Annotated in this window: 11 protein-coding genes and 1 pseudogene; 2 read left to right on the top strand and 10 right to left on the bottom strand. The window is 41.5% G+C overall.

Going from position 1 to position 9,693, the window contains the following annotated elements:
- Positions 1-659: 659 nt before the first annotated feature.
- From HWQ40_RS33220 to HWQ40_RS33205, 4 genes are all read right to left on the bottom strand, one after another.
- Positions 660-1,391, bottom strand: a complete 732-nt coding sequence (locus HWQ40_RS33220) for a hypothetical protein (protein WP_292786362.1) — start codon at positions 1,389-1,391, stop codon at positions 660-662.
- A gap of 622 nt (positions 1,392-2,013) precedes the next feature.
- On the bottom strand, positions 2,014-2,322 hold the full coding sequence (locus HWQ40_RS33215; RefSeq protein ID WP_292786358.1) for a hypothetical protein: 309 nt from the start codon (positions 2,320-2,322) through the stop codon (positions 2,014-2,016).
- A 106-nt stretch (positions 2,323-2,428) separates the two neighbouring features.
- Positions 2,429-2,656, bottom strand: a complete 228-nt coding sequence (locus HWQ40_RS33210; protein WP_292786355.1) for a hypothetical protein — start codon at positions 2,654-2,656, stop codon at positions 2,429-2,431.
- A gap of 40 nt (positions 2,657-2,696) precedes the next feature.
- Positions 2,697-3,800 (bottom strand): GHMP kinase, encoded by a 1,104-nt coding sequence (locus HWQ40_RS33205; protein ID WP_292786352.1) that lies wholly within the window; start codon positions 3,798-3,800, stop codon positions 2,697-2,699.
- 394 nt (positions 3,801-4,194) lie between these two features.
- On the opposite strand from HWQ40_RS33205, the gene HWQ40_RS33200 reads away from it, so the two are divergent.
- Positions 4,195-4,356, top strand: coding sequence for a pentapeptide repeat-containing protein (locus HWQ40_RS33200; RefSeq protein WP_366934048.1), 162 nt, complete (start codon positions 4,195-4,197; stop codon positions 4,354-4,356).
- Positions 4,357-4,529: 173 nt separating this feature from the next.
- Here HWQ40_RS33200 and HWQ40_RS33195 read toward each other — a convergent pair whose 3' ends face one another.
- Positions 4,530-4,700: a hypothetical protein gene (locus HWQ40_RS33195; RefSeq protein WP_292786349.1), complete on the bottom strand. Its 171-nt coding sequence runs from the start codon at positions 4,698-4,700 to the stop codon at positions 4,530-4,532.
- Positions 4,701-4,956: 256 nt separating this feature from the next.
- A pseudogene (locus HWQ40_RS33190) lies at positions 4,957-5,193 on the bottom strand (hypothetical protein); the annotation flags it as partial.
- Between HWQ40_RS33190 and HWQ40_RS33185 the strand changes: the two are divergent.
- The gene (locus HWQ40_RS33185; protein WP_292786584.1) at positions 5,159-5,530 is read left to right on the top strand and encodes a hypothetical protein; all 372 of its coding nucleotides are present in this window, start codon (positions 5,159-5,161) and stop codon (positions 5,528-5,530) included. The pseudogene HWQ40_RS33190 and the gene HWQ40_RS33185 overlap by 35 nt on opposite strands.
- 439 nt (positions 5,531-5,969) lie before the next feature.
- Here HWQ40_RS33185 and HWQ40_RS33180 read toward each other — a convergent pair whose 3' ends face one another.
- From HWQ40_RS33180 to HWQ40_RS33165, 4 genes are all read right to left on the bottom strand, one after another.
- Entirely contained in the window at positions 5,970-6,494 is a 525-nt protein-coding gene (locus tag HWQ40_RS33180) for a hypothetical protein (RefSeq protein ID WP_292786346.1), read from the bottom strand.
- Entirely contained in the window at positions 6,469-6,882 is a 414-nt protein-coding gene (locus HWQ40_RS33175) for a hypothetical protein (protein ID WP_292786344.1), read from the bottom strand. Before HWQ40_RS33175 ends, HWQ40_RS33180 begins: the two co-directional genes overlap by 26 nt.
- Before the next feature lie 453 nt (positions 6,883-7,335).
- Positions 7,336-9,087, bottom strand: coding sequence for a hypothetical protein (locus HWQ40_RS33170; protein ID WP_292786341.1), 1,752 nt, complete (start codon positions 9,085-9,087; stop codon positions 7,336-7,338).
- Between the two features lie 74 nt (positions 9,088-9,161).
- Positions 9,162-9,644, bottom strand: a complete 483-nt coding sequence (locus HWQ40_RS33165; protein ID WP_292786339.1) for a hypothetical protein — start codon at positions 9,642-9,644, stop codon at positions 9,162-9,164.
- Positions 9,645-9,693: the final 49 nt, after the last annotated feature.

Raw genomic sequence — 9,693 nt, 5'->3', positions numbered from 1 at the left:
GCTAGCCTGTTTTCCAAAAGCCTTACTAGCCCTTCATTTTCCCTTGGGAATGCAATCCGCCGAAATTAGCTTTTAATAGACCTGTCCAAAAATTAATTTTGCATAAAGATAGGATATAAAATTTTAACTTTATTACTCTTGATGTTTACCATATCTAGCTTTTGCAGACTATACAGCATAATAAATTTTGTTGGAACACAAAATTTGAAAATCCTATTTTTTGCTTTTAAACTATCATTAACTATATCAAAGCCTTCTTTCTACGTTGATTAAGATATACAAGTAGCGTTGAAAACCCTTGTACAGACTCGATTATAAATTTACGGACAAGTCTAATCTACCTTTCAAACACCTCTGTTGTGGATGGGCTTAAGAGCGATCGCTTGTGGTTGTAATGGAAATTCCCAAAAACGATGGCTGAAACCCTCATTATTTCGTCAAGTTTCAAAAGTATGAGAATAAACAGTAGCCTAAAGTCAACATAGTCAACACAGCCAAGATGGCGGTGACAATATAGTCAAAGTTAGATTGTGCTTGCCAGAATCATGTTTTTACCCAAGACTGGGGCTTAACAATATCGTCATCAGCTCCGTGCATAATCCCAATGGGGATATAAAGGGTTTCTAGCTCCTGCCTCTTGCCTTCTTCCCATTTTTGACTTAAACAGCAGCACTGGTGGCAAATACATTTTGTACCACAGTTCTGTCTTCACTAGTTTTGCCCAAAAATTTATTGCTAATAATTTCTTGGTAAGCTGATAAGTCTACTTGCCAATTATCAAGAGCAAGATGTATGCTGCTCTTGCGTTCCAGTACAGTTTCACTCTTGACTTCGTAGCTAAAACTACCACTGAACAACACAATTGGGGTACTTGTTTCGTCTGGATTCCGTAGTGCTGCTTCATTTACACTCAGGTAAAATAGCCCGCGCTCCAAGGTGTAAGCTAAATTCAGTGTTGCTCGTACAGGTGCAGTCCCTACTTCTTGCCATGTACCCGCAGATAATAGCGTTTCTGTTATGAATAAACGGGCTGCATCTTGCTCTTTTTCAAAAGCAACGTAGCCTCTTGGATTAATACCTACAGCTTCATACTCGACATTGGGTAAGGCTTCAACATATTTTTTAGCAATAGCTGCCACAGCGATTTCTTCTACTGCTTTGTTTTCAATCGCTTCTATGAACATAACTCGTGTTGGTTCAGCTATTATAACGATGCCGTTGGTAAAGGCGACTTGGGATACGCTTTGGGTATATATCGGTTGACGAGCCAATTCCCATTCAGTCGGGACGATGCCACTGTATTTGAGAAAATCTGGATTCAGGATAGTGGGTTTGTGATTTTTCGCGGCAATGATAATTCCGAACTCTTGCGTAATTAAGGTTTGGCTCATGATGTTTTCCTGATAACGGTGTACTTCAAGTTATGAGTCTTTGTCTGGGCGGTGGTGTTACTCTTTGCGGAACTTGCGTCATTACCTGTTGTGCGGGATTGAGGGATAAAATATGAGAAAAAAACAGAACTACCTCTGGCATTTCATACCTTACATCCGCCTTTCTTTTAAAAGTTCCCGTAGGATAGGAACAACCAAACGCAGTAGCTTCAACCTTTAGCACATAACCCACTACTGGACACAGTTGTGTCCGAAACTCGTACCTTTATACACGTTTTTGAAGATTTACACCTGCGAAATTCTACGGAAAGTTGCTCAAGTCCCCTTTTCGGTACTAACTATATTAATAGTATTATTTTTATAAACTAAACCACTTATCTCAATCGCCACTGCCTCACTCTGGGAGATATACACAACTCTCCTTTACTCGAGATAACTATTGATAAACAACCTCATTAGATTCTCACACCACTCTCCCATCGGCTAGTTACTGATGTGTTTTATGACTATGGGCAAGAATTTATCCAATTCACCAACGGCAAGGAAATACTGGTAGAGACAGTGTGGCGATGGGAGTGGGAACGAGTGCTGGAATATGCTAGTAGTTGAAATGGCGATCGCGCTAACCCTCCCAATTCACCAGTACCCCATCCACAATCACAATCCCCGACTGCGGAAACTTCGCCAGCAACTTCTTGATCGCGATCACAAGTGCCGGATCATCATTCCAGCACTCATACAAAAAGTCAAAGTCCGGATTCTGCGCCGAATTCGCCGCAACTTTGAGTTTCTGCATACGTGATCTTGCAGCGATCACCTTATGCGACCACTTTTCAGGATTTGGCACAGGTGCGGCGGAACAATCACCTTGGTCGGAACCTTTCACTTCAACACCAGAGACTTGGTTTTCTCCCGTTTGCTGCGGAGGCACTTTTCATAATGATTTTGGCATTAAGCAAGAGACCTATCCTTAATACAAAAACAATGAAATAATCAGAAGAAACTAGAAATAATTGACATTTAGCATCACAAGCCCTTTAGTGAGAATAGAGTCTCATCCACAGGAAGCAAAACAGTTCCAATATGCCTGCCAATTCAGCATCTTCCTCTCCTGTTAGCAATCCAGCTTTCTTTTTCTCAGACAATTCTTCGAGTCGAGACTGTAATTCTTCAGTAAATTTAAACAAATGTATGTCCCTAACTTTACTGAGTTTGATTCCAGAATCTACCCAGAATGAGGGTTGAACCATCATTTGAGTAATCATAAGCTGTATGTCTCGTTTAATTTAGGGGACTGGTGGTATTTTAACAAACATCCCCATACTGCTTTTTGTCCTCAGCTAAGTCAATCATAGGAGTTGGTAGTCTTGAAATAGTTAACTGTAATGCTTGCATTTGAGGAAAATCACGCTTAATAATTTCGATAGCTTTTCTTTGACTCTCTTGATTTTTAACTATCAGTTGTGCAGTGCCATCCCCCTGAGAACCTACGCCTTTTCCTCCGAAGATATAAGGCTTAAGTGGCTCGTGATGAAGAAGCAGATGTAGCTTTTTTGCAGTTAATTGATCGGGACAAGCCGGAACTACGTGCCGATCAAATTCCGCTTGGGCTTTTGTCATTAAAGCTCCAAGAAGTTGGGCATCTCCGAGTTGTATTGCTTCAACTGCTGCCTGGGTAATTTCAGAGCTAATAGAACCAAAATATTTTTGGACATTTTGCTGAAGAGAATTAGTAGCCAAAGGATAACACTGATTCAATTGTCTTAGTATTTCTTGTGTGTTTTTGCTACCGCCGAGATCGACAATCACAAAAAACAAATCCTCACTCACTTTCAATTCGAGTAGGTCAATTTTTTCACCATCAAATATCATCAATATTGGGCGATTTCCATAAGCACAAGCCTGATCCATACGGCCACAAAGGCTAGGAGTGCTTCTTTCTCCCAGATAGGCAAACTCCATTTCTGAACGAATTGTCATCTTCAAGTCATACACACGATTAAAAGACCGAGCAATGAGAACACAAAAGGCAGCACTCGAAGATAATCCCTTTTGGATGGGTAAGTCGGTTAGATAATTATCAACCTCAAGTCCGCCGACACCATAGTGAGTCAGAAATTGATAAGCTGTACCAGCAGCATAACTAAAAAAACCACCCTTTGCCGCTATGCATTTCAGGGTATTAGATTCCATAGGTAATCTCAACGGTTCATAACTCCTGCCATCATTGAGAGAAGTACGAATAATTAATTCAGTAGAATTAGGTTTGACCGAGGCATAAATTCCTTGATTAGTACCAACAATTAAGGTGTAGCCCTTTTCGAGCAGAGGATTAACACTGCGATATTCTCCTGCCCAATCGCTGTGTTCTCCGAACAAACAAAGACGGCCTGGAACAAAAATTCTCATTTTAAGTTTCCTGTTCTTAATCGAGGTATATTATTCTGATTAACTTGAATAAACAACATACCATTCATCACTCCAATAGCCCACATCAGCAGCGCTTTCGGTAATCACTCGTGAGAATCAATTGAGGAGGGGATGACCAAGAAGGGTGTGGGGTGTAGGGAAAGAACAATTCTCCCACACCCAACTAGTACTTGCCCCTATTTTTAAATATGGAAAAAGAAAAAGGAAGATTTTTGAGGCACGTAGTGCGATCAAATCAGCGTCCATGTTTGAAACCCCTGATTTTAATTATGGGGTTCCTACACCCTACACCCTATCCCCTACACCCTCTTCATTACGCTCCACCTAGCGATCGCTACTTTCTCCATCCCCAGATTTCCTTACTCAGCACCCCATCACCAGCAACCATGTCTGTCGGCTGCCAGGGAAGAAGCTAAAAGGTCAAAACCTGGCTGGGGCAAACTTTAGTTATGCAGATATCCGAGGGACGGATTTTACTAGGGCTAATCTAACAAGGGCAAACTTCAATCATGTTAAAGCGGGACTACCTGGTTGACTGACAAAACTCAAGTAGCATAGCAGTGTGACTTGATCGTAAACTCTCTTTCGTAAGGCTGTTGAGCCTGTTTGCGTGAAGAGATCGCAGGTTGTGGATCAGGTATACCAGAAAGTTGTAATGAATGAAAATATACCCAACCCTGATGCAAGCAACCCTTAAACCACTCCCAACTAAGGAAAGAGATAGCTACTGCCCCGTTGCCCATGACAGTCCGCTTGACGGCAAAGACCAGAAGCAACGACTTGTTGCGTTTTGTAAAGCGTTGCGATCGCCAACACTAAACACAAGCGAGACAGTACAATCGGAGAACGGATTTGAGAGCGTTCCTTTCTCATTGCCATTGGACTTATCATCTCAAAAGTTTTCTTCTTCCCTCAAATCGTTGGCTGTATTGGCGAAATGTTTACAGGGTGGTAGTTTCATCACTAGATAATTCTTGTACTCAGACTTTTGTCGGTCAACCAGAACTTTGCAGACTAGTATAGTCTTAACCAAGAATTATTTACAGGTTTCAATTTAGAAATCAACTTCAGCACTATGAATCTACCTGATAGTCCCAAAACTCCCGATTGGTTGCAGAAGATTCAGTATATTATCGCTGGAGCGGTATAGTCGACGATCGCGTAATTCCGCCAGGGCCTTCCCCGCTTCAAAAAACGCCCGCTCCACTTTCCTCTCCAACTGCAGGCGATCGCTTTGTTCTGCCTCGCTTAATTCTTCGACCTCAACGGCAGTAACTGTAATTGTTGCTAAAGAGGGATCTACTTGCTGGGAGATATCCTCATGTGTAGAGCTAGTGGTGGCTTTTTTGTGCTTAGAGGATGGTTTAGTCATTATTCCACCTTTTCTAATGGTATTTGCTCAGACTAGATCAGAAAATTATGGCTGTAGTCAGGAGCTACAAGCGCTCATTAAAAGAAACCAAAGGACTTGTGCCAGTTGCGTAAGTCCTGTAGATATAGAGTTATATCAGCACACCAATTCTTTAACAGAAGGCAAACAAGATCCAGAATTTGAGAAAAAAACTGAACTAGCGCTCAAGTTATGCCGCATTACACCACTTGTTAATGTCACAGCTTGGGGGTATAGATTCAAACCATACTGTTCTGCGATCGCAACATTCGGAATCTCTGAGACTAAAAGTAAAGCGATCGCCTACGGTGGGGCGTAGCCCATCGCCCGGGAGCATCCCAATTTTGCAAAAATAAATGAAAAGATGCTTTGGGTTCCAACGTTGTTTGTATAGAGGAGATATGGGATTTAAAAGTTGGGTGCGCTGGGGAATAATCGCTCATAATTTGACTGTTATCAGTCGATGCTTAGTTTCTCAAGCTAGAAATGGTAACTAAATTAATATTTTATAATTAGCGATAAATCACTTCATCACCATTAATTTCTTTTCCCAATATTTGAATTTTCATATAATTTATCTCGCGGGCACTATTACTCTCCGTATTACTTTTTATTTTTACTATTTAATAGTACTTTTTACTTATTGTCTCGCCAGTTTCGCAGCGCGAACTAGTCTAAACTCCAGTCTGAAGAGTTTTATGTTTTCTCAACAGCAAATTGAACAATGCAAGTTCCTTCAAGTAGTTCTACCGCCAACTCTAATACTGGGGAGTACGTTGGTATAACTGGGGGCCCAGCTTTTTGTTGACGTCAATCCAGGTAATAGTGTCATCTACGTTAGGAGGAGCCTGGGCTAATGCCTTGAATTTTTCGTTTTTAGGGTTTTGCTCACTTTTTGAGATTGATATCTCAGACTCCTGTGTGGTAGCGTCAGCCTTTGTAGTATTGGTAATTTGAGCCGTTTGAGAAGAGGCAGCACTAGACCTGTTTTTTTTGCTGCGGGAGAGGGGTAAAGTGACCCATTGCGGGGTTTTTTCCAAAGTCAGGTTAGCACTCAGATATAGTCCTGAGTGCAAGGCAGGAGGCTTTTCTGTTTTCTCTTCTTTACTGGAAGAGACGGGCAGTAATGAAAGACCCTGCGGTAGTTTCAGGGTGTTGACTAACTCTGCAAAGATGTCTTGATAGGCATAGAGAATTTGGAGGCCATTGATGCGGGGGGTGAAGTCAGTAGGGAGTTTATCGCCGATGAGGGGCAAATCAGCGAGGTTGATATTGAGTCCCAATGTAGCCACCCACTAAAAAGGTAGGGGATGCTTGGGGTTTGTTTGTATCTGAATCGGGAGCCTTTTGATAAGCTAGGAAAACTTGCTGAAGAGAGAATGCTAACCCGGTGGGCAGTTGATCGGCGATGCTAGGAATAAGATCACTGATGAGTTCTGCAATATTGATAGAATCACCAGTTTCATTCCGGTAGGCAGCGGTAAACCCCGCAAATAAGCCTGTAGAAGTAAAAAGGGTGGAAAATTCAAATCGCCGCTGCTGAAGGATAAGGTAGACTTTTTGTTTTTTGGAAGCAGGGTCAGTTTCAACAACCAGGAGAAGAGAAGTTGGTCGCTCGCTCAGAGTAAGTTCTGCTTGAAAACCAAGAGTTAGTGAGGGTGAATTGCTCATAGCTACTCCTACCAGTTTTTATCTGTCTTGGTTGTTTTTAGTGCCATCTAAAGTTTCCGTTTCAGGTCTCATTTCGTCACTTTGAGAATACACAATCAAGTTTTCATGAATCTCTGAAAACCTCGAAAAATTTAAACCTTATTGAGTGAGAAGAGCCACAACATGTTATACTTTGCAGGTTTTTTGAATTCGCAACAAGACAATCGATCGAGGCATACTTTTAGAACCTGACTTTTCCCGTTATCTCCTTGACGGAGCGATCGCTTACTATACCTCTATCCCAAAGTTTTATTCTCTGGTGATTCATTGTCATTAATCTCAATTAATTGACAATACAATAGAGTGTAAAACTCTTGCTATTTCGATGTTCCACGACTTAACGGGAAAAGTCAGTTGTAGAACCAGGCAATTAATCCCAGTTTTAGTAGATAAAATTAGCTTGTCTTGAGGCAACTAAATTTTTATAATAAAACACAAAGAGTACCATTTTGGTCGATTGAGACCTTCACTAGAACCACTGGTGAGAGTGTAGCTACTTACATTTCCAGAGTGAGTGTGATCGCCGTTACTTTGTGTAGAAGAGTCACCAATATTGTCGTTTCCTCTATCTATAGCATTGAAGTTGCTCCTAAATGTTGCTTCTCGAGTAGCGTTATCACGATTGTACCAGGCAGTTGGAAAGCGGTGACTATGACTTCCATTCCTTGAAATATTAACTTCTTTTGAGGGGACAGAAATTGAATGATTATGCCGATCGGGATCACCTTTATCATTCAATTTGTGTAATTCTCCAGCACATACGATAAAGCGATCGCGCAAATCTGGCGTATTATTATCTCCACTACACAGCGCCCAGCCTCCTGGAATTCCATCTGCTGCTCCACTCCACATAATAATCATGCCTGTTACAAATGCACCTTCCCCCTCAAACTTTCTGGCACTCACGGTATTGTTGATCGTGAGGGAATTTGCCACCGCGTCCCCCTTCACCTCCAGGGAATCCGACGCTATTTTCCCCTTTACATCTAGTTGAGTTTTAGAGTCAGGATACTTGTTAATCCCAATCCGTCCATCAGCATCTTTTCCTCCCTTCCGCTCAGTAATACAGGTTTTCGTCACGTTCAGCGTTCTTTTTCTATCCATATAGCCTGGCAAGTTGTAATAGGCTAGATACAAGTTGCCAATCCCTGGACGAAGTGAGCTTTTAAGATTGATTATTTTAATAAAGAAATCTTCATTCTGTTTAAAGGTGAAATCCTTACTCGTATCTCTCTCTTCTTTCCTTTGATTTAAACCGAAATTTGGTCTAATGACCCAGGTCGGATCTTCTCGGCTCTCGATGGGTTTTTCTATAATCCAGCTTTCTCGACTTTGAAGGAAATTCCCTGGCTTTTGTTCAATATCTACATCATAAGTTTTTGCTTCATCTTTTTTGGCAAGTGCCCAAGGTTCTGCCCTCTCTCCTTCTACATCAATTGTGAGTTCAAATTTTGAGTTCTCGTTTAAGGTGATTGAATCTTGCCCTGTATTTACAATCTGAAGTACGATCGGTTCACTATCCGAACCATTATTGAGAAGGGTTGGTGCATAGGCAAACGTAACAGTTAAATTGGCTTCTCTTTTACCGGAGTAATTGAGAACTGTGAGAATGATTATCTGCGTTTGTGGGTCAATAGCTCTTCGTTGTGTGTTAGCATTTTCATCAGATTTTTCCTGTGCAAAATAGAAATCTTTATAGTTGATCTCTAATTGAGTAACCCTTGCTCTGTCAGTAGAGTTTGCGCCGAGACCAGTCAATGTAATGAATTTAGTTCCTTCTTTTTCGATGACGATCTCATCCTTTCGCTTGAGAAGAAAAAGCGAAAGGATGAGATCGCGATTTTCATAAGGTCGGCTGATGCTCCAGCCCTCTTTACTCACCTCACTCAAATCAATCTTTTCGCGAGATATTTGGGAGAGTTGGTTAGGTCTGAATTTAAGCTCTATATGATAATTGTTAGGGTTAGGGGCTTCTAGCTCTGATTGAGTAGATTTGTTCAGCGTGATTGCCTGGGTGGAGAGATTTTTGATCTCTAAATTGAATCGTAGGTCATCAGGATTATCGTTAATGTAAAGAAGATTACGATCCTCTCGCACATGAAAATTGGAAAGAGCAAAGGAGAGAGGATTTTGCTGTGAAAATTCTTGATGGATGCTGTCAGACATGATAGGACTCTAATTTTTAAATAGTGGCTATTCAGCAAAGCGTTAAGTCGTGAGAAATACAACCTTAAATGAGTTCAAGAACTGTTGGTTTGGTGTTCAGTCTTCTTCAACTTGAGCCAACCTTCTCGTAACTCCTGCTTGGCAAAAACCGCCTCCATCTGCACTGGACGAATTTTTACTGCACATACATCCAGCGCGGTTTCAATATGTTTTTGCCATCTTTGATAAGGTTCTTCAAGCTTGCGTTGCGATCGCTTGTCATAGGACGTTACTAGCACTCTATCTTTCTCTGCTGTCAGCCAACCTACCTCACGCTTAAGCAGGTGTTCCCAAATTATTTCTCCACTCAAATTCTGTTCCTTGTCTTGGTTCTGGAGTGGGCTACTCTGGTTTGTATTTCCCAAGGTTTGGCTGCGTGACTGAATTTGGTGGATATGTTTGACAAACACTTCTCGCTTAATTTCTCCAATCATTGAAATTTCTGACCAATTTTGATCTTCATCCTGCTCGAACCAAGACCAAGTGTAGCCCTGTTCCTCAGGGAGGGGTAAATGCATCCGCAATCCATACCGCACTAAACTTCTGTGCTACTGATGTCCAAAGGGG

Origin of the sequence: Nostoc sp. NMS9, assembly GCF_017114995.1 — a bacterium.
Lineage (GTDB): Bacteria > Cyanobacteriota > Cyanobacteriia > Cyanobacteriales > Nostocaceae > Nostoc.
Note: the sequence above shows the minus strand (reverse complement) of the source record. Positions and strands in the feature narration are given on the sequence as shown.

What these genes read in the sequence shown, in the direction of transcription:
- HWQ40_RS33220 (WP_292786362.1), bottom strand. Translation starts at nt 1,391, where the DNA reads ATGAGCCAAACCTTAATTACGCAAGAGTTCGGAATTATCATTGCCGCG.
- HWQ40_RS33210 (WP_292786355.1), bottom strand. Translation starts at nt 2,656, where the DNA reads ATGATTACTCAAATGATGGTTCAACCCTCATTCTGGGTAGATTCTGGA.
- HWQ40_RS33205 (WP_292786352.1), bottom strand. Translation starts at nt 3,800, where the DNA reads ATGAGAATTTTTGTTCCAGGCCGTCTTTGTTTGTTCGGAGAACACAGC.
- HWQ40_RS33195 (WP_292786349.1), bottom strand. Translation starts at nt 4,700, where the DNA reads ATGGCAATGAGAAAGGAACGCTCTCAAATCCGTTCTCCGATTGTACTG.
- HWQ40_RS33175 (WP_292786344.1), bottom strand. Translation starts at nt 6,882, where the DNA reads ATGAGCAATTCACCCTCACTAACTCTTGGTTTTCAAGCAGAACTTACT.
- HWQ40_RS33170 (WP_292786341.1), bottom strand. Translation starts at nt 9,087, where the DNA reads ATGTCTGACAGCATCCATCAAGAATTTTCACAGCAAAATCCTCTCTCC.
- HWQ40_RS33165 (WP_292786339.1), bottom strand. Translation starts at nt 9,644, where the DNA reads ATGCATTTACCCCTCCCTGAGGAACAGGGCTACACTTGGTCTTGGTTC.